Source organism: Streptosporangium sp. NPDC020145, from assembly GCF_040631275.1.
Classification (GTDB): Bacteria; Actinomycetota; Actinomycetes; order Streptosporangiales; family Streptosporangiaceae; genus Streptosporangium.
This window is the reverse complement of sequence record NZ_JBEXZT010000046.1, coordinates 1-24,354: the sequence shown is the minus strand read 5'-3', so window position 1 is coordinate 24,354 and position 24,354 is coordinate 1. Positions and strand designations below refer to the sequence as shown.

The following is a 24,354-nucleotide window of genomic DNA, read 5'->3' as shown; positions in this document are numbered from 1 at the left end:
ACAGGGGGTTCATGAGGTGTGAATCCCAAAGTTTCAAATCCTGAGGGAGAGCTTTAATGGCTCAGGGAACCGTCAAGTGGTTCAACGCTGAAAAGGGCTTCGGCTTCATCGCACCGGACGGCGGTGCACCGGACGTGTTCGTGCACTTCTCCGAGATCCAGGGCAGCGGCTACCGCAGCCTTGAGGACGGCCAGCGAGTCGAGTTCGAGATCACGCAGGGCCAGAAGGGTCCGCAGGCCTCGCAGGTCCGCGCCGTCTGACCATAGACCTCTGTAAGGAGGTAAGGCGGAGTTCGCTTAACGCGAACTCCGCCTTTCTCCTTTTCCGGACCTTCCGCCTTTCCCATCACCGTCCGTCAAGGCGCCGTGGGAAGCCCTGAAGGCCCTCCAGAGGCCACGGAAGACCCCGCCCAGGGATCAATGAAGGCCCCCCGCCACAAAGACAGCGAGAGGCCTTCCTGACGACTCCGGTCCGGGTGACTACTTGACCGGTTCGAGGACGTCGAGTCCGACGAAGGGACGCAGCGCCTTGGGAACCTCGACCGACCCGTCGGCCCGCTGGTGGTTCTCCAGGATGGCGACGATCCACCGGGTGGTGGCCAGGGTGCCGTTCAGCGTGGCCACGTGCTGGGGCTTGCCGTCCTTGTCACGGAACCGTACGGCCAGGCGGCGGGCCTGGAACTCGGTGCAGTTGGAGGTCGAGGTGAGCTCGCGGTAGCGGCCCTGGCTCGGCACCCACGCCTCGCAGTCGAACTTGCGCGCCGCGCTCGCCCCGAGGTCGCCCGCCGCGGTGTCGATGATGCGGTAGGGCACCTCGATCTTGGCGAGCATCTCCTTCTCCCAGGCCAGCAGGCGCTGGTGCTCCGCCGCGGCCTCCTCGGGACGGCAGTAGGAGAACATCTCGACCTTGTCGAACTGGTGGACGCGGATGATGCCCCTGGTGTCCTTGCCGTAGGAGCCCGCCTCCCTGCGGAAGCAGGACGACCACCCGGCGTAGCGGTAGGGCAGCTCGGCGCCGTCGAGGATCTCGTCGGCGTGGTAGGCCGCCATCGGCACCTCGCTGGTGCCGACCAGGAACAGGTCCTCCTCGGGCAGGTGGTAGACCTCACTCGCGTGGGCGCCGAGGAAGCCGGTGCCCTGCATCGACTCGGGCTTGACCAGCACCGGCGGGATCATCGGGACGAATCCCGCCTCGATCGCCTGCTGCATGGCCATGTTGAGCAGGCCGAGCTGCAGGCGGGCGCCGACGCCCTTCAGGAAGAAGAACCTCGACCCCGAGACCTTCGCTCCGCGCTCCATGTCGATCGCGCCGAGCAGTTCGCCCAGTTCGAGGTGGTCACGCGGCTCGAAGTCGAAGACCGGCTTGTCGCCGACCTCCTCAAGCACCACGTAGTCGTCCTCGCCGCCGTGGGGAGCGCCCTCTTCGACGATGTTGGGCACCGTCTGGAGCAACTGGTCGAGCTCGGCCGCGAGTTTCTCCGCCTCGCTCTCCGCTGACTTGACCTGCGTGGCGAGCTCCTTGGCCCGGTCGAGCAGCGCGGCCTTCTCCTCGCCGGAGGCGCGGGAGACCGACTTGCCGATGCTCTTCTGCTCGGCGCGCAGCGACTCGAAGCGACTCAGCGCGCCGCGCCTGCGCTCGTCCAGGTCGAGCAGCGTCTGGACGACGGTGTCGTCCTCACCGCGGGCACGCTGCGACGCCCGTAGCCGGTCGGGTTCCTCACGAAGGGTACGCAGGTCAATCACAGCACAAGGCTACCGACGTCATGCCACGGCCTGTGCGCCTATTAAGCCCGTCTTAGGGCTGTCTTAGACCTGTCCCGCCCTGACGCGGGCCAGCCAGTCGGCGGCCTCGGTGAAGTCGGAGTCGGAGGTGCCCCTCTTGACCTGGGGCGTCAGGCCGTCCGCGCGGGGGTAGCTGCCCAGGAAGCGCACGTCGGAGCTGACCCGGTGCAGCCCGGAGACCGCCTCGCCGACCCTGGCGTCGGTCACGTGGCCTTCGAGGTCGAAGTGGAAGAAGTAACGGCCGATGCCGTCACCGGTCGGCCGTGACTCGATGCGGCTCAGGTTGACCCCCCGCACGGAGAACTCGGTGAGCATCTCCAGCAGCGCGCCGGGGTGGTCGTCGGAGAGGAAGGCCACCAGGGAGGTGCGGTCCGCGCCGGTCGGCGCGGGCAGCGCCCCGGGGCGTGTCACCTGGATGAACCTGGTCACCGTGTCGGACCGGTCACCCACGTTGGCGACCAGCTCGACCAGGCCGTAGTTGTCGCCCGCGATACGCGCCGCGATGGCCGCGTCGTACGGCGAGCCGGGCAGCGCGACCTCCTGGGCGGCGGCGGCCGTCGAGGGGGCGGCGACCACCACGGCCTCGGGCAGCTCACGGGCGGTGAAGCCACGGCACTGGGTGATCGCCGCCGGGTGGGTGAAGATCCGCTTGATGTCACGCATGCGGGTGCCCGGCCGTACCAGGAGGGAGAACTCGACGGGCAGCAGCAGCTCGGCGACGATGAGCAGCGGCTCGCCCCAGGCCAGTTCGTCCAGGGTGGTGGCGATGCCGCCTTCGATGGAGTTCTCCAGGGGGACGACGGCACCGTCGGCCTCACCCTGGCGGGCCGCGTCGAGCGCGGCGCTGACGTTGGCGCAGGGCAGTCGCTCGGCGTCCGGAGCCAGGGTCCGCAGGGCCTCTTCGGTGAAGGTGCCCTCCGGTCCCAGGTAGGCGAGTCTGGGCATGACCACAGGTTATCCGCCGCCCACTGGGAAACGTGCCTGGAATCAGGCTTTCAGGCGGGCCGCATCGCCCGGGAGGGCCGCCCTGCGGCGGGGCAGCCACACCCCGAGCAGCCAGACCAGGACGAGCGCGCCGAGGCCGAAACCGTTCTGCACGATCTTGCCGACCACGGGGCTGAGGACCGGGATCTCCGCCGCCTTGATCGTCACCCCCCACCAGGGAACGGGCAGCACGTAGTACAGCCAGACCCCGGCGGCGACGCGGACGCGCACCGGGTCGCGGCCGTCACCCGCCAGCGCGCCGAGGACCACGACGACCCAGGCCAGGTGGTGGATCCAGGCGACCGGCGAAAGCAGTACGGCCATCAGGCCGACCAGGGCGACCGCCGTCGTCGGGTGCCCGTCGAGCAGGGCCCTGCGGGCGTGGCGGAAGCCGTACCAGGCGATCACCGCGACCAGCGCGAGCCAGAGCAGGGAGGTGAGCTGGTCGGGCAGGTAGAGCCGGATGAGCATGCCGCGCACGGACTGGTTGGTGGTCGCGGCGTTCGCGCCGAGCCGTTCCGGGTCGAGCAGCGCGCCGAACCAGAAGTCGGCGGCGTCGGACGGGATGACCAGGAACGGCAGCACCGTCAGCAGCGTGGCGGTGAAGACGGCCATGAGGAAGGCGTCACGCTGCTCCTTCCTGGCACCGGGGCCGAAGCCGGTCAGCAGGAGATAGATCAGGAAGACGCCCGGGGTGAGCTTGACCGCGGTCGCCAGGCCGATCAACAGGCCGCGCGGCCACGGCGGCCTGGGGGCGACACAGTCGGCCAGGCAGAGCGCGACGAGCAGGATGTCCACCTGGCCGAAGCGGAACTGGTCCCTGATCGGCATCAGGTAGGCGCAGGCGACCGTCAGCAGCGCCAGGAGCAGCGGCAGCCGCCACCCGCCCTGCCGTTCGAAAGCCGACCGTTCGAAAGCCGACCGTTCCAGGGCCGGGCGTTCCAGGGCCGGCCGGAAGGCGTAGCGGACGGTGACGGCGAGCGTCAGGAGGATCAGCCCGGTCCACACCCACTGCGCCACCGGCCAGGACATCATCGCCAGCGGCGTGGCCAGCATCGCCGCGATCGGCGGATAGGTGAACGGCAGCAGCTGCGGCGCGGGTGTCATGAAGTCGTAGACCGGACGTCCCTCAAGCAGCTCCCGGCCGCCGGTACGGTAGACGTCCAGGTCGACCAGGCGCTGGTCGTCGACGTTGCCCAGCCAGGGAAGCACCAGCGGGGCGAGCGCGACCAGCACGACCAGCAGCGCGGGCAGCGGTGCGAGCAGCCGTGCCCACGGCGCCCGCCCTGTCACGGTCGAGCCATTCCTCACGAGCCATTCCTCACGACCAGGCAGGCTACCGTGGGCGTGGCGGACCGTGGACAGGGTCGCCGACGGGGTGTGGACAACGAGGGAGACGTATGGGTTCCGGTGCTGGGCACGTCCGCGCCGCGCTGGCCGTCCTGTTGACGTTGCCGATACTCGCCGGGTTCCTGTTCACCGGTACGGCCGCCGCCCACGCCGAGGCGGGGCCCGCCAGGGTCGTGGTGGTCGGGGTGCCCGGCCTCCAGTGGGGTGATCTCGACCGGACGCGGACGCCGAACCTGTGGCGTCTCGTCGAGCGGGGCGCCTCGGCCTCGATGTCGACCAGGGCTGTTCCGCCGCCCTCGCGGAGCCTCACCTGCCCGGTCGCGGGCTGGCTGACGATCTCGGCGGGGCAGCGGGCGGGCGCCCCGGGAGGCTCCTGCGCTCCGCCCGCCCAGCCGGTGGCCGACCAGGACGGCGGGGCGAGTGTGCCCGGCTGGCAGGAGCTGGTGACGTTCAACGCCACCGAGACCTCCTACCGGCCGATCCTGGGGCTGCTGGGGCAGCGGGTCGTCGACGCCGGGGGAAAGGTCGCGGCGGCCGGGCCGGGAGCCGCCCTGGCCGCCGCCAACAAGTCCGGAAAAATCGGTAAATATGCGCCAGACGTCGCGGGGCTTGGTGACCTGACGCCGTACCGGCTGGTCGTGGTGGAGATCCCCGACCTCACCACGGCGTGGCTCGCCCGCCCGGTGGACGCCGACGGGGTTCCCTCCGCGCTGTCCGACCAGGCCAGGCGGGAGGCCGTCGCGGCCGCCGACCGAGGGGTGGGCGCGCTGCTGACCGGGCTTCCCCAGGGCGGCACGGTCCTGCTCGGCGGCCTGTCGGACGCCGCGGTCTCGGCGCACCTGCACGTCGCGATCGCCGACGGCCCCTCGCCGGGCGGCGGGCCGTACGGTCCCGGCTATCTGGGGGCCTCCTCGACCAGGCAGGAGGGGCTGGTCACCAACACCGACCTGACCGCGACCGCGCTCACCCTGCTCGGCCTCGGCGTGCCCGACGGCGCCGTCGGGCGTCCCTGGACGAGCGCGACGCAGGGCGCTCGGACCACGGGAGAAGCCGCCGGGGAGGTCGTGCGGAGCCTGGCGGAGGCCGACCTGGCCAGCCAGGTGCTACGCCGGGTGCAGGGGCCGTTCTTCGCGGTCTTCGTCAGCGCCCAGCTGCTGTTCTACCTGCTGGCCGCCTTCGCCGTACGGCGGGGCTGGGGCGGTTCGCGGGCGCTGGCCGCCACCGGGGTCGTCGCGACGGTCGGCGGGTCCATCCCGGTCGCGACCTTCCTGGCGCAGCTCGTGCCCTGGTGGACGTTCTCCGCCCCGATGGCGTCGGTCATCGTGACCATCCTCGGCATCGCGGGCGCCCTGGCCGGGGTCGCCCTGACCGGGCCGTGGCGCAGGAGCGTCCTGGGGCCGCTGACCGTGGTCGCCTCGGTCACCTCGCTGACCCTGCTCGGCGACGTGATGACCGGATCGTCCCTGCAGGTGAACGCGGTCACCGGCTACGAACCGGTCACCGGCGGGCGGTTCTACGGCTTCGGCAACATCGCCTTCGCGGTCTACTCGGCCGGAACGATCCTGGCCATGGCGGGCATCGCCCACTGGTTGATCTCCCGGGGACGGCGCCTGCCGGCGTTCGCCTTCTGCCTGCTCTACGGCGCGCTGGCGGTGTTCGCCGACGGCTGGCCCGCGTGGGGCGCCGACTTCGGCGGGGTGCCCGCCTTCCTCATCGGGGTGGCCGTCTTCCTGATCCTGCTGGTCGGAAGCCGGGTCTCACCGCTCAAGCTCGTCCTGGTTGGCCTGGCCGGCGCCCTGTTGATCGGGGCCATCGCGGTCGTCGACTGGCTCAAGCCCGCCGAACGCCGTACCCACCTGGGCACCTTCGTGCAGCAGGTGCTGGACGGCGAGGCCTGGACGGTCGTCAGCCGCAAGTTCGGGGCCATGATCGGGGTGACGGTCGGCAACTGGTCGCTGTCCCTGCTGTCGCTGGTCGCGCTGGCGTTCCTGTTCCTGGTGCTCGACCGCCCCTCCCGGTGGGGCGCCTCGGCACTGGCCCGCGCCTACGCGGCGGCGCCGCCGCTGCGCGCCGGGTTGATCGGCGCGCTGGCGTGCGCGCTGGTCGGGTTCCTGATGAACGACTCGGGCATCGCGATCCCGGCGATGGCCCTCACGGTCGCGGTGCCGTTGACGCTGACCGCCTGCGTGCGCGCGCTGCGGACCGCGCCGCCCACCACGCCAGCGCGACCGTCAGAGCCAGCAGGGACCACGGCACCACCTGCTGCCTGACGACGGTCCGCAGCCAGAGCATGTCCTCCGGGCGCAACGCCTCCCTCGCGGGCAGATATCCCAGCGACAGGATGACGACCCTGGCCACCAGGAAGCCCTCAAGGGCGGGCCAGGCGACCATGGCCAGCAGGGCGAAGGCCAGCCCGTCGTACCACGGCAGCGCGTAGGTCGCGGCGAACAGCCAGGCGACCACGATCGCGACGGCGACCCCGGGCGCCGAGTGGTCCGGCGCGGCCCGCAGGAGCAGCCAGGCCAGCAGGACGAGCAGCGCCAGCGAGCCCGCCTGGGTCCAGGCCGAGTAGGCACCGGGCCCGAACGCCTCCTGGAGCCCCGTCTTGACCAGCTGCCACGGCGTGGCCAGGGAGACCTTCCTGCTGGCCGCGCCGACCTGGTCGAGCACGTGCGGCCCCGCCACCGCGTAGATCGCCAGCACGGTCGCCGTCGCGGTGCCCGCGACGACGGCGAGCCTGCCGGGACGGCGGCGCAACTCCCAGGCGGGGCCGAGGGCGACGAGCCCGGCGTTCAGCTTCACCCCGATCCCCACCCCGAGCAGCAGCCCGGAGCCCGCCCCCCTGGCCATCAGGGCGGCGACCATGCAGGCCACGGCCAGGGTGTCCACGTGCGTCCCGGCGCCCAGGTGGTAGATCATCAGCGGGTTCGCCGCCCACAGCAGCGCCGCCCTGGCCCGCAGGGCCGGGTCGGCCCGGGTGAAACGGTCGAGCAGCGACGCCGTACCCGCGAAGGCCATGGCGTTGACCAGCGCCATCACGAAGACGGTCAGCCGGACCGACTCTCCCCCCACCAGGCTCGCCAACGCCTGTACGGCCGTCGCCACCGGCCCGTAGACGCTGGTCACGCCCGTCCACTCCTCGACCGCGCCGAGCACCGGATCGGCGGGCAGCGCCGAGGGAGCCGTCTCGTAAGGGTTGTGGCCGAGCGTGGCCAACCGGCCATAGGCGGCGTAGTTGAGATGGTCGGCCGACCCGGAGGGCGGCAGGAAGGCCAGCAACGCGACGACGGCACAGCCAAGCCCGGCCAGCAGGCGCGGATCAGGCCGCCACCTGGCCCGCAGGGCACCCGCGAGACCGACGCCCCCGAGCAGGATCGCCGCCGCCGCCAGACCGATCACCAGGTGGGCCTCAGGCCGCACCCCCAGCGAGTACGGCAGCTGCCAGGCGGGCCCGGCCAGTTCGGGGACCATGACGGAGGGACCGAGCAGCCCGATCAGGACCGTCAGCCCGGCCGAGAGTCCGAGCGCGACGAACGCGGCGACGTCGAGCGCCCGCGGCGTGCCCCGCGCGGCAACCCGCGTGTCGCCGGCCACGGTCACGTCCTGGGTCACCCGCAAATTCCAGCACACCCGGGGTGGTGCCCAGGCCGGGAGGCTATCCCCGGACCAGAAGCGCCCAGGCGACGTCGCGGAACTGTTTCGCCCGGTGGAGCTGCGCCTTCCAGTCGGTGCCGGTGGCCCGGTGCGACATCTCGACCTCGACCTCCCGCACCCGGAAGCCCTTGCGGACCAGGTCGATCGTCAGCGCCGTCTCGACGCCGAACCCCCCGGCCAGTGGGCGGGCGGCCTCGAAGGCGGCCCTGGTCAGGCAGCGCTGCCCGTTGAGCGGCTGGGTCGGCGTCCAACCGGTCGCGCGCTCGATGCCCCGCCGCGCCAGGTTCACCACGAACCCGTGGCCGCCGAGCTTCACCCGGGTGACGAAGACGGCGATGGTCATGTCCGCCTCGCCCGCCGTGACCGGTTTGATCAGCGGTTCGGCCTCGCGGGCCGTCTCCCCCAGGTCCGCGTCGAGGAAGAGCAGGTGGCGGGGGGACTCACCGTCGAGCAGTCGTACGGCCTCCGCTCCGCTCTCCATGGCGGCGGCCTTGCCGCGGTTTCGGCTGTGCCGGATGACCCGGGCTCCTGCGGCCTTCGCCACCCGGCCTGTCTGGTCGGCCGAGCCGTCGTCCACGACCATGACGAGGTCGACACCGGCCAGTTCCAGTGCCGCGGTCACGGTCGCGCCGATCCGGTCGGCCTCGTCCTTGGCCGGGATGATCACCGCTGTCCCGGTCATGCTTGTCGCTTCGCCGAAAGCAGCTTCTCGGGCATCGCCTCGTACACGGTGAAGACCGAGTCGAGGCCGGTGACCTGGAGGATCTTACGGACGGCCGGACGCGGCGCGGCCAGTTCCAGGGTGCCGCCGCGTTCGCGCAGCCGTTTGAGCGCCGACAGCAGCACGTTCATCCCGGTGGAGTCGCAGAACTCCACACCCGACATGTCGATGACCACGTGGGTGGCCGGGCTCTCCTGGAGCAGCCGAGTGAACTCGGCCTGCAGGCCAGGCGCGGTATACAGGTCGATTTCGCCGATTATGGCCATGACGGTGTGCCCGTCATGTGATCGAGTTGAGACTTTTAGCTCCACAGCGGGCACACTAGCGGCGCGAAGGCCACCGGTCACGTTTCCGCCACGCGTCCCGAGTCGTCGGCCCTTTGTCCCCCGTTTAGGCCTCACGAAAACTCTGGGTGCGCAAAACTTGACGCACAGCTACACCGGCTTGGCCGGAAAGAAGGAGAGACCCGAGAGCCTCCAGACCGTCCCGCGCTACGTCAGTGGCGGCCGTTGAGTAGAAACGGGCCCGAAAGCATCGATGAACACCGACCTTTCTGAAGATCCGCAACGGCAACGTCTTCGCGAGCACCTGGAGGCCATGGTCACCCGCACCGAGAAGGCGACCTCGTGGCACGACGCCGCCCACTCTCTGCGTGTCCTGGTGAACCGTGAGGGATACGTCCCGATCAGAACCCGTCTGGCGAGCGCGGACCTCGACTTCCTCGAAGGCGCGCGCGAGGAGCTGCTCGGCTTCGCGACGCTGGGCATCAGGCTGCTCGACCTGCACCAGCCACGCGACGCGGGCGGCATCACCAGCGACGCCGCCAATCCGATCCTGCGTTGTCGCAGCTGTATGTGGCGGTGGCCGTGTCCCACGTTCCGCGCCATCGCCGAGTCCTTCGACAGCCCGAGGACGCCGGTCTCCTACCAGCGTGTCGAGCCCGACCGCCGAGGCCTGCTGCCGATCGAGCTCGACCCGGACGACGCGCCCCCGGGAGGCGTCCATCCCTACGCCGCGGACTGACCGCACCGAGGATCACTACGGGGCGGACGGCTCGTAGCGGTAGCCGACCCCCCAGACCGTGACGATGCGCCGCGGCGCGGTCGGGTCCTCCTCCACCTTCTCCCTGAGTCTGCGCACGTGCACGGTCACCGTCGAGGAGTCGCCGAAGGACCACCCCCAGACCTGGTCGAGCAGGGCCGAACGGCTGAAGGCCTGGCGGGGGTGACGCATCAGATGGGTCAGAAGGTCGAACTCGCGGGTGGTCAGTGTGATCTCCCGGCCGCCGCGCCGTACCTCGCGGGTGCCGACGTCCGCCGTCAGGTCGCCGTCCCCGAGCACGCCGGTGCCCGAGGGGGCGGTGGCGCCACGGGCCCGGCCCAGCACGGAGCGCACCCGCAGGGCCAGTTCCCTCGGGCTGAAGGGCTTGGTGACGTAGTCGTCGGCGCCGATCTCAAGGCCGACGACCCGGTCGATCTCCTCACCGAGAGCGGTCAGCATGATCACGGGGACGGGCCGGCGTTCCCTGAGCCTCCTGCACACCTGGAGGCCGTCCGTCCCGGATGGCGCCAGGTCGAGAACGAGCAGGTCGGGCGGGTCGGCCAGGGCGAGTCTCAGCGCCTCGGCGCCGTCGTCGACGCACTCGACCCGGTGGCCGTCGCGTTCCAGGTAGCGGGCCACGACCTCGGCGATCGCCGGGTCGTCCTCGACCACCAGAATCCGCGCGCTCATGGTTACACCGTAGGCCCGTTCCTCATGATCGCCACCCTCCGTCACCGTCCTGTAAGAACGAGATCGTTATGGTTTCCCACGCCCGCCAGGCCGTCGTGGAACATACGGTTGCTGGCATGGTTCGTACCGTCCTGGGCGTCGTGGGCGCCCTTCTCGCGATCTACGTGGTCCTCGGGATCGTCATTCCCGCCGTGTTCGGACTGCTCAAGTTCGTCTTCGTGCTCGGCGTCGTGGCCCTCATCGTGGTCGCCGCGGTCACGATCGTGAGCAAGATGTCCAAGTGACCCTCCTGCTCGCCTGGCTTCTCGACGGTGGCGGCGGCTCCGTGACGGCGGCCGCCGTCATCGGCCTGGGCGTGCTTCTGCTCGCCTGGGCCCTGCGCGGGGTGCCCACCGCCGCCAAGACAGGCGGGCACTTCGCCCTCTCCGCGCGGGAGAGGGCGGGACGACTCGTGTTCGTCCGCCAGCGTGACCCCGACCGGGCCGGACGATCCCGGCCAAGAGCACCGTCAGCGGGCCCGGCGCCCGCGTAACACAACAGACGTCCCGAAGCGCGGGCGCCTTCTGTGCTGTCTTCCATCCCTGTCAAAGGGCAGTCAGAAGGGCTCTGTTCATGTTCGACTCCGTCATCGGGTTCACCGCCGACCTCATCACCCTCCTCGCCCAGCCGCTGGGCTCGGCCGCCCTGGCCATCGTCGTCTTCACCGTCTGTGTGAGGCTGCTGCTCCTGCCGTTCGGCGTCATGCAGGCCAGAGGTGCCCGGGCCCAGGCCGCGCTGGCGCCGAAGCTCGCCAAGCTGCGGGAACGGCACGCGAAGGACCCGGCACGGCTGTACCGGGAGACGACCGCCCTGTACGCCGAGGAGGGGGTGTCACCGTTCGGCGGCTTCCTTCCCGGGCTGGCGCAGCTGCCGGTCCTCATGGTCGTCTACCGGGTCTTCATCTCCTCCACGATCGCGGGCCACGCGAACGCGCTGCTCACCCACGGGCTGTTCGGCGTGCAGCTCGGGCAGCACTTCGCGGGCGTGGTCTCCGGGTTCGGGCTGATCAGCGGGCCGACGCTGGTGTTCGCCTGCCTCTTCCTGCTGTTGCTGGCCGTCGCCGCGGTCACCTCACGGCGGATGAGGTCGGCGACGGTCCCGCAGGGTCCCGGCTCCGGGGTGCTGCGCCGGGTGCTGCCGCTGCTGCCGTTCCTGACGGTCCTGGGCGCGGCCGTGCTCCCGCTCGCGGCGGGGATCTATCTACTGGTCACGACCGCGTGGGCCGCCGCCGAGCGGGCGGTGCTGTACCGCTCCGTGCCCGCGGGGGTGTGATCCGTCAGCCGTCACCCAGTGTGACGAGGAGGGCCGGGTGCCGGTGAGGTAGGCGCCGGCTGCAAAGGAATGGCCGGTCGTGCCCCGCCTCATTGTCCGGTGAGTCGTTCCGGTGAGGCGGGACGCGCCCTACCCGCATTCGCGCAACGCGGGCTGGGGGACGGAGACCTTTCCGTTACCGACGGTGTCGGCGGCGGTGACGACCGCCCAGACCGTGGTGATCTCCCCTTCGTGCCTGACCCCCCAGCTGGTGGCCAGATATTCGACGATGCCGAGCCCCCGGCCCCCCAGAGAGGAGAGTGTCGGACGCCCCGCCCGCGGCTCCGTGGCGGCCCCTCCGTCACTCACCGCTACCTCCACGTGCTCGTCGGCCCAGCGCCATGCCACTCTGATCTGACCGGACGGCAACGGATGAGCATGCCTGAGCGCGTTGCTCAGCAGCTCGCTGACCACGAGGACCGCGTCATCTATAGCGGTCTCGTAGACCCCCCATTCCTGCAGGTCAGAGCAGAGGCGTTGGCGTGCGACAGCGACGCTGGACGGTGCATACGGCAACAGAACGACGCTCGACGCACTCACCTCCCCGTATCCCTGTTCCCCCTGAGGAACCACACCCCAGTACGACCGAAATGCCCCGTTAGATGGTCTTAGAAACCGGGAGGCAATTACAGCTTGTACACATTCGACAATAGATCAGCTCATCCGTTACCGGCTTGTTACCGGAACGGCGTGTCGGTCAGGTAAGGGCGCTGGGCGTGTCGGCAATGCGAAGCGCCAGCCGCATTCGGGTGCCCCCTCCCGGCCTGGAGTGGGCGGAGACCTCTCCTCCCTGGGCGCGGGCGAGACTGCGGACGATGTACAGCCCGAGGCCGACCCCGCCGAACCGGCGACGGTCTCCCGTGTCTCCCTGGACGAAGCGATCGAAGATCCGCTCCCGGCTCGTGGGCGTTATGCCCACACCCTCGTCGTCCACTACCACCACCACCCAGTCACCGTCGGCCCAAGCCTCGACCCTGATCAGGCCACCGTCCGGTGAATATTTGAACGCGTTCTCCAACAGCTGGCCCAGCACGATATCGGTGGCGATGGCGTCCCCGGACACCGGGGGCAGGTTTTCTTGGACAATCACCTCAACCCTATGCACATCAGACAGATCAGGCAGACCGAGTGTCGCCGCCACGATCAGTCTGCCGAGGTCGATTCCCTCGATCTTCAGGGGCAGTTCGCCCGCCCCCGCCCGCGAGCCGAGCAGCAGGTTGTCCATCAGCTTGCCGAGGGAACGCGCCCGCTCGGCGATGATGCGCACCGCGGAACGGCGCTCCTCGTCGGTCATGCCGTCCCAGCGGGCGGCGAGGGTCCCGGCGAAGCCCTGCACCACGGTGATCGGGGTACGCAGCTCGTGGCTGGTCGTGGCCAGGAAGAGATCCTTGGCCTCCTCAAGCTCCTTGGCCCTGGTGACGTCGCGGAAGTCGACCACGACCTCCCCCGTCTCGACGATCTCCGCGCTGAGCACGTCGAGCCAGATGCCCGAGGGAAGCTGGAGGGTGAGCTTGTCCCCCGGCCCCGGCAGCTCGAACGGCGGCGGCCCCCCGAGCACGTCCAGCGCGTCGAACCCGGTCAGCTCGGCCGCCGCTGGATTCCACTGGACGATCTTTCCCTGCCCGTCGAGTACGGCGATGCCGTCGGCGCTGGCGTCGAACACCGCCCGCTGGTGGGCGCGCTGCCGTACGGCCTCCTGGTAGGCCATCGCGTTGCCGACGGCGATGCCCGCGTGCCCGGCCAGCAGTTCGAGCAGCTCCAGCTCGACGTGCCCCGCCTTGTGCTTGGCGAACAGGGCGTACAGCGCGCCGTACGGCCTGCCGCCCGCCATGGCCAGGCCGAGGGCGATCGTGTGCAGACCGGGCAGCTGCGACCAGATCAGCTCGTCGAGGCGGCCCTGGTCGCCCGTCTCCAGCATCACGGTCCTGCCGGTGCGCAGCAGCTTGCCGACCAGGCTGGTGCGCATGTGCGCGGTCGAGTCACGCAGCGACTCGGGCAGCCGGTGGCTGGCCACCAGCCGAAGCCTGTCGCCCTCGATGAGCACGAACCCGCCCGCGTCGGCCCCGGTCAGCTCGGTGAGACTGGCCGCGATCCGGTCGAGTACGGCGGGCAGCTCCCGCTCGGCGTTGATGTCGGCGACCACGTCGGTGAGCCTGCGCACGAGCCTGGCCCTGCGGACCGCCCGTTCCTGGGCGCTCTCGTCGTCCTGGACCAGGTGGTAGACGCTGACGTACCCCAGCAACGCGCCCGCCTCGGAGCGCAGCGCGCTGATGTCGAGCCGTAGGTCGAGCAGGCTGCCGTCCCTGCGGAAGCGCTTGGTGCGCAGCGAGACCTGGCCGCCGGTGCGCACCCGTTCGAGCACCGCGTTGTGCTCGGCCGTCAGCTCCCCCGGCACCAGCGGGGGCCTGCGTCCGAGGACCTCTCCGGCCGGCCAGCCGAAGAGACGTTCCGCGGCCGGATTCCACGCCAGGACCGTCTGGTCGCGGTCCAGAACGACTATCGCATTCGGGGCACTGGCGACGATCGCGCGGCCGACGCCCTCGTCGCTTTCGGCCCTGTCGTCACCCACAGAACCATAGTGCCGCGTCAACTGGCCTGATCTTGGCACTTCGTCCGCATGTGCTGACACTCGTTGCGACGATCCGTCCGATACGCTGCGGTGACCACACGCCTGGACACGGAAGGGTGGGGCCATGGCATCCGGGTCAGCCAGCGATCTCGACGCCCTGCTGCGGGTGACCTCGTCCACCTATGTGGGCGCCACCCACCCGGACATCGCGTTCGGCACCATCGAGGTCCCCGTAGGACGGCTGACGCTCGCGGCGACACATCGGGGCGTCGTCGCGTGCAGCTACGAGGACGAGAACGTCGTCTTCGAACGTGTCAGCAGGGAGGTCGGCTCCTTCATCGGCCCCGATCCCCGCAGGCTCGACCCGGTCCGCAGAGAGCTCGACGCCTACTTCTCCGGCAGGCTCCGCGCCTTCACGGTCACCGTGGACCTCCAGCTCGCGACCTCCTTCGCCAGGACCGTGCTGCAGATGATGCTGGCCGTGCCGTACGGGACGGTGACGACCTACCGGGAGATCGCCGAGCGGATCGGCAGGCCGAGGGCGCTGCGCGCGGTCGGCAACGCGCTGGGCAGCAACCCGGTCTGCGTGATCGTGCCGTGCCACCGGGTCGTCGAGAGCGAGGCCGTCCTCGGCGGCTACGCCGGAGGCGCGACCGCCAAGGAACGACTCCTACGGGTGGAGAGTACCGCCCGCCTCTAGGCCCTCCGGGCACGAAAGGGCAGGTCAGGTACGGCGGCGCCGCCTCAGGGCGAGAAGGCGCGGCGCCCCGATCGCCAGGGTGATCAGTCCGGAGACCAGGAAGGCGCCGAGGGCGGCGCTCATCCAGGGCTGGGGGGTGAACCCGACCGCCCGCTTGGCACCGTCCCAGATCGCCGCCCACCAGGAGACCTGCGAGGGCGCCGCGAGCATCCACCACGTGACGAAGCCCAGTACCCACGGCAGGACCATGACCAGGCGGGAGGGCGCGTTCTCTGAGATGTCCCAGTTCCTGCCCCTGCCGAGCAGGAAGTAGTCGACCGCCAGCACACCGAACATCGGCACGAACACCGCGCCGATGATGCTCAGGAAGGCGCCGTAGGAGTTGACGTCCACGACCAGGGCGATGGCCGTGGTCAGCACGCCGACGGCCACGGAGAAGACGCGGCGGTCGATCCTCGGCATCAGGTTCTGCAGCGACATCGCGGTCGAGTAGACGTTCGCGAACGACTGGTCGGTCTCACGCAGCACGAGGATGCCGAAGAACAGCGCGCCCAGCGGGGCCGCGACGAACGGCTCGAACACCGCGGTCTGGTTCTCCTGGACCACGGCGTGCCCGGCGAGCGCGACCGCGTAGACGCCGACGGCCAGACACGCGACCTGGGCGACGGTGTAGCCGCCGACGATGCCGGTGAAGGCGGCCCGGCTCGACCGTGAGTGCCTGGCGTAGTCCGCCGCGACCGGCACCCAGGAGACCGAGAGGGCGACCACGAAGTCGACCGCGGCCGCGAAGGCGTCCCAGGAGCCGCCGCTCTGCGCGGGAGTCTCACGCAGGAAGACCACCGCGAACCAGACGACCGAGACGACCACACCGATCGTGACGAACCGCCTGAGCAGCCTGATGGCTCCCAACGGGTAGATGGTCAGCGCCATCGTCAGCGCCCCTGCCGCGACCACCCAGACCGCGTAGGGGACCGAAGGCCCGAAGATCGCCTGGGCGCCCATCGCGACGACCCACAGCTCGAACGCCCCCCAGCCGATCATCTGGACGACGTTGAGCACGGTCGGCACGTAGGAGAGCCGTACTCCGAACAGCCCACGCAGCAGTACCATCGCGGGCTGCCCCGTCTGCACCCCGGGAACCGCGGCCAGGCCGACCATCGCGGTGCCGATGAGGCTGCCGACCAGGGCCGCCAGCAGCGCGGCGCCGAAGGTGAGCGGGTTGTCGCCGCCCAACGGGTTGATCAGGACGAGCGCGAAGGAGAAGCCGAGCAGGCTGACGCCCAGGTTGGCCCAGAACGCTCCCTGGTCGAGCATGCCGAGGGTCTTCGGAGGTGCCTGGTCGAGGGTGAGGGGGGCCTCGGCATGCTTGGAATTGATGACGTCAGACGTCATGACGCGCTCCCTACGCCGGCATTACCCGGACAGGTTCATGCGGTCGGCGACAGCCGTAGTCGCCCTCTCAGCCTGGTTGCCCCAAGCTCCCGCGTTTGCTTACGTGCCGAACCGGGATCAGCCCAGTTCGCGCCCCCATGATGCACTATTAGTCCGCTTCCGGCTACTTCCCCCCTGGGGAGGGAGTCGGCACGGGGTGCGTCCGCGGACGTCCGCGAGAGTACAGCCACGTTCGCTGCGGTAGCCGTACCGCACGGTCAACGACCTGCCGAAACGTACGGCCAACCTCGCACGCCGAGCCAGCCGACCGAAGGATGGCGAAGACCATCCCCGCGTGCGCGGGGAGCACTGAACGTAGACGGACGAGAGACCATCCCGCACGGGACCATCCCCGCGTGCGCGGGGAGCACATCGCTGGCCCGTGCCGAGGAATCCTGCCGTGGGGACCATCCCCGCGGGCGCGCGTTACCCGGGAAACAATGCCGCGTCAGGCGTCAGACACCCCCTACGGCGGCTTCTCCGGCCCTTCGGAGGGACTGCGGGGAGGAGCTGGGGCCGCTTCGTGCGAACAGCAGAAACGGCAGGCCCGTGAACAGGCTGAGGCGCTGGCCGGCGAACGCCGTGAACGCCAGGTCCTGCACACGGGCAACGGCGGCGTGAACGCCCCGGTGAACAGCCGGAAGCCCTTGGCCGGTGGGTTGGCCCCTCAGCAGCTGTACGGCTTGAAGAGGTAGCCGTACCCGGATGGCTTCATTCGGCCAGGCGCGCCCCGACGACGCCGTCACTCGCCGACTCGGCCGCCGTCTGGACTCCGGACCGCAGGACCGGCAGCCCGGCCTGCAGCCGGTTCAGGAACTCGTCGACGTCCAGGCAGCGGTCCTCCGCGTCGACGACCTCGGGCACGAACGCCTCGACGATGCTGTCCCCGACGGCGAAGTCGGCGTCCTCGTCATCGTCGTAATTGTTCACCCAGCGCCCGCCTGGGGCGTACACGTCCATGGCGTGGTCGTAGTCGATCACCCAAGGGGTGTCGACGGTCCCGGTCCGCAAAGAGCCGTGGTTGTACCAGCCGTAGACCAGGTGGGTGAAGGCGCCGTCGTGGATGTAGATCTCCGCTTCGCCGCCCTCCAGGGTCTCGGCCTGGGTGTGACCGCCGACGTACAGGCCGGGCCGGTCCTCATAGAGCGCGATCGGGCCGTTGACCTTCAGATCGCCGGTGACCACGATCAACTCGACGTCGCCGTCGTGCAGTTCGTTGACGGCGTTCAGGAAATCCCCGTCGAGGGTGAGGTCGCCGTCGAAGAACAGCACCTCGTCGTAGCCGGGCGACGCCCCCGCGCCCTCGAACACAGCGGACAATGCGCCGCCCAGGCGGGTATCGGCATCGGCGTAGGACAGGGACGCGGGGATCGCGGATATCGGCACGGGGAAGATCGTAGGTCCGTGTACTGACAGTCCAGCACGCGCGACAGGCTTCTGGAACACGGCTGGTACGCCCCCTTGCCCAACTGTGCAGCTGCCTGGCGATTCGCCCAAGGTCGGCCAGCGCCCTTGTACTGGGAAACGGGTGTCGGCTCGACCCCTGGCCGCATGTGCGATCGGTAGAGCGGTCCGAAGAGATGGTCGATCCCGTGGCAGATGAGTCGAGCTGTCGGCCCCTCGATTCCCCGATGATCGACCTCGATGCGGAATGGACGCGCACCATGCCCCGGACATCGAAGCAGTTCAAGCAGCCTTCGCGCCGCTCACCAGTCTCGGCCTCGTGCGTCCCCTCCTGGTTGCCCCGAGCTCCGGCGTTTGCTTACGCGCCGAACCGGGATCACCCCAGTTCGCGCCCCCATGATGCGTCTTTGCCCGCTTCCGGCTATTTCCCCCTGGTGGGTGGTATGCCGGTGGAGTTCACCGGCGGCCGTACCGCACAGCCGACGATCTGCCGGAACGCCTCGTTCGCGCGCACGCTCCTGAGGCGCTCAGCGCGCCCCTGGTTCGGTCGGCAGGCGCACGACGGCGACCCCGGCCTGGGACTCGCCGAACCCCCAGCCCGCGACGAGGGAGCAGTCGGCCGCTTCCAGGACATCGGTCCACGGCCAGTGGTCGGTGCCGTAGTAGAAGCCGCCCCTGCTGCGCGCGTCACGCTCGGAGAGACAGAGCATGCGGAGATGGTCGCGAAGCGCGGGGTGCGTGACCGCGCTCAGTCTCTCCTCCCAGGGCTCCTCGGCGGACATGTCGTGGATCGGCACCAGGTGCTCGGGGCCGCGTTCGGTGAACGTGGCGGCCCTCATCGCGTCGGGGAGAGTGCCGTCGGTGGCGACGCGCAGCAGCACGGTCAGCCAGCCGTTCAGCCTCTCGGACTCCTCGCCGGTCAGGTCGACGCCGTGACGGCCCAGGAGCGGTCCCAATTCCGCGCCGTACACCAGCGCCTCACCGGCCTCGTCGATCGACGAGACGGTCCGCAGGTCGGCGACGAAGGCGTCGTCGAACGGCCGGGAGCCCTTGTACCCGTCGGCACCCCACGGCCCCGTCCCCGCCAGGAGGTCGGCGTCGAAGCGGAACAGCGACTCACCCAGGTCGAACCGCCATGTCCAGGGGGAGAAGGGATACTCTCCGTCCGAATCAGGAAGGTACCTCGGCTCCCGGCCCGACAACCCCCCAGGGGTGGCCCAGGGACTCGGGAACAGGAACTCGTCGAGGGAGTCCGAGGCGTAGTACACCCCGTATCCGGCGGCGGGGTCGACGGTCGGCTCCCCGCCGAGCAGTATCTCGAAGGCCCCGGTCAGCGCGGCACTCCACCCGTCGGGGTCGGTCTCGGATGTCACGGTGCATACTCCTCTGGCACTTCGCGGGACGCCGTCGCCGGGTTAAACCAGTTGCTTCGTGGCGCGATGGGTTGTTTCACTGGCTCCGAGCAGATTAGGGGGGATGTTAATGCCCGCGGGCACCGAGGACGCCGTCGCGCGCCCTCGATCGGGTCGACGTCCCCACCGGAGGCTCCGGCGGGGGTGAGCCCGCGTGGGTCACGACGGCACAGTCAGCCGACTCGTCACCCACTTTCGTCTGGAGCTCCTCCATTGCCACGCCATCGCGCCCGCATCACCTCCTTCCGTTGCGTCAACTGCCGCCTCGACGTGCCCACCGACGCGCCGGGAACCGCGCACCGCAACCACTGCCCCACCTGCCTGTGGTCCAGGCACCTGGACAACAACCCGGGCGACAGGGCCGCCGACTGCGCCTCGGGCATGGCCCCGATCGCCATCCACGCACGCCAGGACGGCGAGTGGGCGATCATCCATCGCTGTACGGCGTGCGGCACGCTCAACGCCAACCGCGTCGCCGGTGACGACAACCCGCTCACCCTGATGAGACTGGCCGTCGCCCCACTGGCCCGCCCGCCCTTCCCGCTGGACTACTTCGCCCAGCTCTGAGGCAGCCCGGAACGGGCGCGGACCACCGGAATCCCCGGCCCGCGCCCGTCACGGAGCCTCATGCCTTCGAAAGGCCCACGGAGAAGCCGAGGTCAGAGGTAGTGGAACTCGGGATGGGGGTGCATCAGGAAGTCGTGGTGGGAGATGTTCCAGGCGTAGGCGCCGACCATGGCGAACTCCACCACGTCCCCTGGCTCCAGGGCGATCGGCACGTTCTCGGCCAGTTGGTCCTTGGGGGTGCACAGCTGGCCGGAGATCGTGATCGGTTCGCCGGGAGTGCCCGGGATGACGGGCTGGCTGTGTCCCTTGGTCGCGGGGGTGCGGATGTGGTGGGTACCGCCCGCGACGACGGCGAACAGGCGGCCGTGGACCCGCTTGACGTCGATGACCCGGGTGACGTACCGCCCGCAGTACACCGAGACCGACCGGCCGGGCTCGATCCTGAGCGTCTCACCGGAGCGACGCAGACCGGCCAGGCCCTTGCCGTAGGCAGCCCAGTCGAAGCGGGCATCGGGATCGGCGTAGGAGACGGCCATGCCGCCCCCGAGGTTGATCTCGGTCACGCCCAGGGAGCGGGCGTGGTCGAGGACCCGCTCGTTGACCTGGAGCATGCGTTCGGCGTCCAGGCCGCTGGCCAGGTGCGCGTGGACACCGCGAAGCCGTACCGCCTCCTGCCGGTCGAGCAGTTCCAGGCAGGTGGTGACGCCGTCGGGGTCCATGCCGAAGGGGGTCGCGCCGCCGCCCATGGCCAGGGCCACGTCGCCGAGTGAGACGGCGAGGTTGACCCGGAGCATGATGTCGGCCTCCCGGCCGGTGGCGATCAGACGGCGCAGTTCGCCGGGCCCCTCAACGTGCAGCCGGGCCACTCCGGCGTCCAGGGCGGCGGCCAGTTCGGCGTCGGTCTTGCCGGGCCCGCCGAAGGCGATCGGGACCTCGGGGAGGACGCCGAGCACGTGCGCCAGCTCACCGCCCGAGGCGACCTCGACGCCGTCCACGTGCCGGGCCAGCACCCGCAGCAGTTCGGGGTCGGGGTTGGCCTTGGCCGCGTAGTACAGCTCGACGTCACCCAGCGCGTCCCGGATGGCCGCGGCGTGCTCGTCCAGCGCGGCCAGGTCGTAGACGAAGGCGGGCAGCCGCCCGGCTTCCGCGAGTTCGTGAGCCCGTACGGTCACGGCGTCCATGGGGTCTCCGATCGGCCCGTCGGCGGCGATGTCGTCGTTGACCGAAGCGTAGGACCGTACGGCCGACGGCACGATCGGACGAGGGCGGAAGGGTTGCGCGGGGGGCGGGCCCGCGCCGGGAGAGGGTCGCGCTGACGATCACCTGAGAGGTCCTGAGGATGCTCGGTGACGTTCGGAAAGCGCTTTCGAGAAGGGGCCGTGGAGGGTTTTCAGCGCGGCCTTCGCTGTTTCTCGGTCAGGCGACGAACGGGTCGGCGCCGCTTTCGCTGATCATGGGACGGCCGGCGAAGCTCCAGGACTGCATCCCACCGCCGACGTTGATCGCCTCCCTGCCGATGTGGTTGAGCCAGGCCGCCGCGTGCGCCGAACGGCCGCCGACCCTGCACACCACGTAGACGGGCGCGTCGTGTGGAACCTCCTCAACCCTGGCCTGCAACTCACCCAGCGGGATGTGGACGGCCGTCGGGGCGTGCCCCGCCTGCCACTCGTCAAGCTCACGCACGTCAAGCAGGAACGCGTCATCCGGCACGGCCTGCGCCTCGATCTCAGGAACACTCATGCACCCATTGTTCCAAGTCCTCCGACCGATGTGGCGCAAAGTGCCCCAGCAGCCCCCGAGTCGTCCACAAGCGGCCACCATTCGACTGCATAGCGCTACCGTTGACGAACTAGACAACCTGGTTTACCTTCTATCCAAGAAAAGACAACGAGGTTTACCAATGGAGGAACCATGACCGTCGCGACCCTGGCCGACGCCCCCGCCTTCGCCAACGGAGACACCACCACGCGCTCGCTGGCCGTACCCTCACGAGGCTCGTCCGAGCTGGCCGTCTGGGCCTTCGACATGAATCCCGGCGCCTCGGGGCCCGAGCACACCGTCGACCGTGAGGAGGTGTTCGTCGTCCACTCGGGACGGGTCGTGGGCGTTCTCGGCGGCGTCGAGCACGTGGCCGAGGCGGGAGACGCGCTGATCGTCTCCCCGAACACCCCGTTCGCGCTGCGCAACGCCTCTCAGACCGAGCGGGCGACCGGCACCGTGTGCACCTCGGCCGGGATCACCGCCTCCCTCAACGGGCAGACCATCCTGCCCCCGTGGGCCCAGTGATCACTTGAGCAGGCGTGACATCCGGCGGTCGGCCAGCGGTTTGCCGCCCGTCTGACAGGTCGGGCAGTACTGCAGGGAGGAGTCGGCGAAGGAGACCTCCCGGATCGTGTCGCCGCACTCCGCACAGGGCTCACCGGTCCTGCCGTGGACCCGCAGGCCGGACTTCTTCTCGGCCTTGAGGTCCTTGGCCGCCAGGCCCCTGGCCCGGTCGAGCGCGGTGCGCAGGGTCGTGACGATGGCCTCGTGGAGAGCGGTGACCTGCTCCTCCGTCAGGCTCCCCGCGACCTTGAAGGGAGAGGTCCGCGCCGCGTGCAGGACCTCGTCGGAGTAGGCGTTGCCGATGCCCGCGATCACCTTCTGGTCGCGGAGCAGGCCCTTGATCTGGGCGCGGCTGCCGTTCAGGATGCCGCCGAGGACCTCGGCGGTGAAACCGTCGGACAGCGGGTCGGGACCCAGCGCGGCGATCCCCGGCACCTCGCCGGGGTCGCGCACGACGTAGACGGCCAGCCGCTTCTGCGTGCCGGCCTCGGTCAGCTCGAAGCCCGGCTCCGGCTCCCCCGGTTCGTACGGCGCCAGCCGTACCCGCAGCGCCAGAGGACCCTTGCCCGGCCTGACCGCCTTCGCCCGGGAGAGGTCGTCCTGCCATCGCAGCCAGCCCGCGCGGGCCAGGTGTGTGACGAGGTGGAGACCGTCACAGTCGAGGTCGATGAACTTGCCGTGCCTGGCCACGGCGGTCACCGTGCGCCCGGCCAGGGCGGTGACGGGGGGATCGACGGTCTTGAGGGCCTGGAAGCCGAAGACCTCGACGGTCCCGATCTTCCTGCCGACCGCGTGCCCGCGCAGGAACTCGGCGAGCGACTCCACCTCGGGAAGCTCTGGCATACCCACAGACTAGAACCCGTCGGCGGTGAAGCGTTTTGGTTCAGGGTTACCGGCGCCAGCAATGAAGAGTTTCGGCTTGGGCGCGTCGGTGCTTGGACTGAGGAACGCAGGAGCGCAGCGACGGAGTGACGAGGGAAGACACCGACTCAGGGCGCCCGAGCCCGCGACGCCGCAGGCGGCGCAAAGGGACACAACTACGGCACGTCCCAGAAGGCGATCTCGTGGCGCATGCCCTCGGTGAAGAACCGCGCCGCCCTGGCGGAGTCGGTGACGGCCTCGTCGATCATCGTGGCGACACGCCCGGCGAGTTCGGCGAAGCCGGGGTCGGCGTAGGTGTCGATCCAGGGCCGGTAGCGGGACTCGGCGGGGGCCTCGGCGATCAGCGCCTGCCCGAGTGTCGAGTAGCCCCACATGCAGGGGTAGAGCGCGGCCAGCCCGTCGGCGTAGTCGGCGGCCGACTCCAGCAGGAACGCGGTGTAGGCCGAGCAGGCGGGCCCCTTCCGCACCCCGCCCAGGTCGGCGCCGAAGCCCGCCGACAACGAGCGGTGCAGGTCGAGCTCCTCGTGGAGGGTGGCGTGGGCCAGGTCGACCAGGACGCCCAGGTGGTCGTCGGGGGCCTGCCAGGCCAGCCGGGAGAAGACCCGCACGTAGTCGAGCAGGAACAGGTAGTCCTGTTCGAGCCATGACCGGAACACCGGCTCGGGCAGGTCCCCCCTGCCGATCCCCACCACTGTCGGATGGGCGAGCTGGACGTCCACGAGAGGGCGGCCGATGACGTGCAGTTCCTCGGAAACGCTCATAAGCCAAGCATTGTCCCAGATCACCCCACACCACCCGGTACGGCCCCGCGTCGGTGGACCGTACGCGACATAGGGTTCCGGGCATGACGACCATCGCTGAGGAGATCCTGCTGCTCGCCTACGACGAGGCGGAGGGCAGACTCCTGACCAGCTCGATCGAGCTCGACGCGGCCCTCGGCGGTTCCCTCCTGGCGGAACTGGCCGTCAACGGCCGCATCGACCTCGCGGACAAGAAGGTCACCGTCCTGGACCCCACACCGCTCGGCGAGCGGGAACTCGACGCGACGCTGGCCCTGATCACCGCCGAGACCAGGCGGCGCAAGGCCGACTGGTGGGTGCGCAAGCTGTACTCCTCCGGGGTGCGCAAGCGGCTGCTGTCCGGCCTGGCCGAGCGGGGCGTGCTCGACGAGCGGCGGCACAAGGTCCTGGGCCTCTTCCCCAGCACGCGCTACCCGGAGCGCGACCCACGGATCGAGCGGGAGATCAGGCAGCGGATCGGCGACGTGCTGACCGGGGCCGAGCCGGACGAGCGCTCCGCGGTGCTGATCGCCGTGCTGCACGCCGCGAAGATCGACCGCAAGGCGTTCCCCGGTGCGGACAAGGCGCGGATCAAGGAGATCACCGAAGGCCGTTGGGCCGCCGACGCGGTCGCCAGGAGCATCGCGGCCGTCAACGCCGCCGTGGTCGGCGCGGTCGGGGGGGGGGGGGGGGGCGCCCCCGCCCCCCCCGGCG

26 protein-coding genes and 1 riboswitch are annotated in these 24,354 nt (G+C 70.2%); of the genes, 10 read left to right on the top strand and 16 right to left on the bottom strand.

Translation table 11 applies throughout. The features are described 5' to 3' along the window. Nucleotides 1–56: 56 nt before the first annotated feature. Complete coding sequence (locus ABZ463_RS39910) at nt 57–260, top strand: cold-shock protein (protein WP_179821289.1); 204 nt, start codon at nt 57–59, stop codon at nt 258–260. A gap of 219 nt (nt 261–479) precedes the next feature. Here the strand turns inward: ABZ463_RS39910 and serS are convergent, their stop codons facing one another. The 3 genes from serS to ABZ463_RS39895 form a co-directional block, all read right to left on the bottom strand. Continuing rightward, nucleotides 480–1,742 (bottom strand): serine--tRNA ligase, encoded by a 1,263-nt coding sequence (gene serS, locus ABZ463_RS39905; RefSeq protein WP_352014897.1) that lies wholly within the window; start codon nt 1,740–1,742, stop codon nt 480–482. A gap of 63 nt (nt 1,743–1,805) precedes the next feature. Continuing rightward, entirely contained in the window at nt 1,806–2,726 is a 921-nt protein-coding gene (pheA, locus tag ABZ463_RS39900) for a prephenate dehydratase (RefSeq protein ID WP_362785017.1), read from the bottom strand. Nucleotides 2,727–2,768: 42 nt separating this feature from the next. After that, nucleotides 2,769–4,076 carry a glycosyltransferase 87 family protein gene (locus ABZ463_RS39895; protein ID WP_362785014.1) on the bottom strand — a complete coding sequence of 436 codons (1,308 nt, stop codon included), beginning with the start codon at nt 4,074–4,076 and terminating at the stop codon, nt 2,769–2,771. 89 nt (nt 4,077–4,165) lie between these two features. On the opposite strand from ABZ463_RS39895, the gene ABZ463_RS39890 reads away from it, so the two are divergent. Next, a complete protein-coding gene (locus ABZ463_RS39890; protein ID WP_362785011.1) occupies nt 4,166–6,385 on the top strand; it encodes a hypothetical protein in 2,220 nt (739 codons plus the stop codon). Here ABZ463_RS39890 and ABZ463_RS39885 read toward each other — a convergent pair. Genes ABZ463_RS39885 through ABZ463_RS39875 form a run of 3 tightly spaced genes read right to left on the bottom strand, consistent with a single transcriptional unit; the run spans nt 6,267 to nt 8,801 of the window. Beyond that, entirely contained in the window at nt 6,267–7,727 is a 1,461-nt protein-coding gene (locus ABZ463_RS39885) for a hypothetical protein (RefSeq protein ID WP_362785009.1), read from the bottom strand. The two genes, ABZ463_RS39890 and ABZ463_RS39885, sit on opposite strands and share 119 nt — an antisense overlap. A 43-nt stretch (nt 7,728–7,770) precedes the next feature. Beyond that, a complete protein-coding gene (locus ABZ463_RS39880) occupies nt 7,771–8,451 on the bottom strand; it encodes a glycosyltransferase family 2 protein (RefSeq protein WP_352014902.1) in 681 nt (226 codons plus the stop codon). Continuing rightward, the gene (locus ABZ463_RS39875; protein ID WP_352014903.1) at nt 8,448–8,801 is read right to left on the bottom strand and encodes an STAS domain-containing protein; all 354 of its coding nucleotides are present in this window, start codon (nt 8,799–8,801) and stop codon (nt 8,448–8,450) included. The genes ABZ463_RS39880 and ABZ463_RS39875 overlap by 4 nt, the downstream gene beginning before the upstream one ends. A gap of 226 nt (nt 8,802–9,027) precedes the next feature. On the opposite strand from ABZ463_RS39875, the gene ABZ463_RS39870 reads away from it, so the two are divergent. After that, a complete protein-coding gene (locus ABZ463_RS39870; protein WP_352014904.1) occupies nt 9,028–9,513 on the top strand; it encodes a hypothetical protein in 486 nt (161 codons plus the stop codon). A 15-nt stretch (nt 9,514–9,528) separates the two neighbouring features. On the opposite strand, the gene ABZ463_RS39865 is transcribed toward ABZ463_RS39870, so the two are convergent. Beyond that, nucleotides 9,529–10,221 carry a response regulator transcription factor gene (locus ABZ463_RS39865; RefSeq protein WP_362785004.1) on the bottom strand — a complete coding sequence of 231 codons (693 nt, stop codon included), beginning with the start codon at nt 10,219–10,221 and terminating at the stop codon, nt 9,529–9,531. A gap of 116 nt (nt 10,222–10,337) precedes the next feature. On the opposite strand from ABZ463_RS39865, the gene ABZ463_RS39860 reads away from it, so the two are divergent. The 3 genes from ABZ463_RS39860 (at nt 10,338) to yidC (ending at nt 11,532) form a co-directional block, all read left to right on the top strand. Then, nucleotides 10,338–10,505, top strand: a complete 168-nt coding sequence (locus tag ABZ463_RS39860; protein WP_352014906.1) for a hypothetical protein — start codon at nt 10,338–10,340, stop codon at nt 10,503–10,505. Then, nucleotides 10,502–10,753, top strand: coding sequence for a DUF6412 domain-containing protein (locus tag ABZ463_RS39855; RefSeq protein WP_352014907.1), 252 nt, complete (start codon nt 10,502–10,504; stop codon nt 10,751–10,753). The genes ABZ463_RS39860 and ABZ463_RS39855 overlap by 4 nt, the downstream gene beginning before the upstream one ends. 80 nt (nt 10,754–10,833) lie before the next feature. Further along, the gene (yidC, locus tag ABZ463_RS39850) at nt 10,834–11,532 is read left to right on the top strand and encodes a membrane protein insertase YidC (protein WP_352014908.1); all 699 of its coding nucleotides are present in this window, start codon (nt 10,834–10,836) and stop codon (nt 11,530–11,532) included. A 129-nt stretch (nt 11,533–11,661) separates the two neighbouring features. Here the strand turns inward: yidC and ABZ463_RS39845 are convergent, their stop codons facing one another. Both ABZ463_RS39845 and ABZ463_RS39840 read right to left on the bottom strand, forming a co-directional pair. Beyond that, the gene (locus tag ABZ463_RS39845; RefSeq protein WP_362784998.1) at nt 11,662–12,111 is read right to left on the bottom strand and encodes an ATP-binding protein; all 450 of its coding nucleotides are present in this window, start codon (nt 12,109–12,111) and stop codon (nt 11,662–11,664) included. A gap of 157 nt (nt 12,112–12,268) precedes the next feature. Then, complete coding sequence (locus ABZ463_RS39840; protein ID WP_352014910.1) at nt 12,269–14,140, bottom strand: PAS domain S-box protein; 1,872 nt, start codon at nt 14,138–14,140, stop codon at nt 12,269–12,271. A 124-nt stretch (nt 14,141–14,264) separates the two neighbouring features. Here ABZ463_RS39840 and ABZ463_RS39835 point away from each other — a divergent pair, with 124 nt between their 5' ends. Then, nucleotides 14,265–14,840 (top strand): methylated-DNA--[protein]-cysteine S-methyltransferase, encoded by a 576-nt coding sequence (locus tag ABZ463_RS39835; RefSeq protein WP_352014911.1) that lies wholly within the window; start codon nt 14,265–14,267, stop codon nt 14,838–14,840. Nucleotides 14,841–14,864: 24 nt separating this feature from the next. Here ABZ463_RS39835 and ABZ463_RS39830 read toward each other — a convergent pair whose 3' ends face one another. The 3 genes from ABZ463_RS39830 to ABZ463_RS39820 form a co-directional block, all read right to left on the bottom strand. Beyond that, nucleotides 14,865–16,232 (bottom strand): cytosine permease, encoded by a 1,368-nt coding sequence (locus tag ABZ463_RS39830; RefSeq protein ID WP_362784994.1) that lies wholly within the window; start codon nt 16,230–16,232, stop codon nt 14,865–14,867. Then, nucleotides 16,223–16,335, bottom strand: a riboswitch (TPP riboswitch). (Overlaps the previous gene by 10 nt.) A gap of 647 nt (nt 16,336–16,982) precedes the next feature. Continuing rightward, entirely contained in the window at nt 16,983–17,657 is a 675-nt protein-coding gene (locus tag ABZ463_RS39825) for a hypothetical protein (protein WP_362784991.1), read from the bottom strand. A 545-nt stretch (nt 17,658–18,202) separates the two neighbouring features. After that, nucleotides 18,203–19,048, bottom strand: coding sequence for a hypothetical protein (locus ABZ463_RS39820; RefSeq protein WP_362784988.1), 846 nt, complete (start codon nt 19,046–19,048; stop codon nt 18,203–18,205). Between the two features lie 252 nt (nt 19,049–19,300). Between ABZ463_RS39820 and ABZ463_RS39815 the strand changes: the two genes are divergently transcribed. Next, entirely contained in the window at nt 19,301–19,654 is a 354-nt protein-coding gene (locus ABZ463_RS39815) for an RNHCP domain-containing protein (RefSeq protein WP_352014913.1), read from the top strand. A 92-nt stretch (nt 19,655–19,746) separates the two neighbouring features. On the opposite strand, the gene ABZ463_RS39810 is transcribed toward ABZ463_RS39815, so the two are convergent. Both ABZ463_RS39810 and ABZ463_RS39805 read right to left on the bottom strand, forming a co-directional pair. Then, a complete protein-coding gene (locus tag ABZ463_RS39810; protein WP_362784983.1) occupies nt 19,747–20,907 on the bottom strand; it encodes an alanine racemase in 1,161 nt (386 codons plus the stop codon). Nucleotides 20,908–21,070: 163 nt separating this feature from the next. Continuing rightward, a complete protein-coding gene (locus tag ABZ463_RS39805) occupies nt 21,071–21,394 on the bottom strand; it encodes a rhodanese-like domain-containing protein (RefSeq protein WP_352014917.1) in 324 nt (107 codons plus the stop codon). Between the two features lie 171 nt (nt 21,395–21,565). Here ABZ463_RS39805 and ABZ463_RS39800 point away from each other — a divergent pair, with 171 nt between their 5' ends. Continuing rightward, nucleotides 21,566–21,940: a cupin domain-containing protein gene (locus ABZ463_RS39800; RefSeq protein ID WP_362784980.1), complete on the top strand. Its 375-nt coding sequence runs from the start codon at nt 21,566–21,568 to the stop codon at nt 21,938–21,940. Here ABZ463_RS39800 and ABZ463_RS39795 read toward each other — a convergent pair whose 3' ends face one another. Next, the gene (locus tag ABZ463_RS39795) at nt 21,941–22,822 is read right to left on the bottom strand and encodes a DNA-formamidopyrimidine glycosylase family protein (protein ID WP_352014919.1); all 882 of its coding nucleotides are present in this window, start codon (nt 22,820–22,822) and stop codon (nt 21,941–21,943) included. 194 nt (nt 22,823–23,016) lie between these two features. Next, nucleotides 23,017–23,622 carry a TenA family protein gene (locus ABZ463_RS39790; protein ID WP_362784976.1) on the bottom strand — a complete coding sequence of 202 codons (606 nt, stop codon included), beginning with the start codon at nt 23,620–23,622 and terminating at the stop codon, nt 23,017–23,019. 83 nt (nt 23,623–23,705) lie between these two features. On the opposite strand from ABZ463_RS39790, the gene ABZ463_RS39785 reads away from it, so the two are divergent. Beyond that, nucleotides 23,706–24,354: GPP34 family phosphoprotein (locus ABZ463_RS39785; RefSeq protein WP_362784973.1), on the top strand; the 649-nt coding region annotated here is incomplete at its 3' end.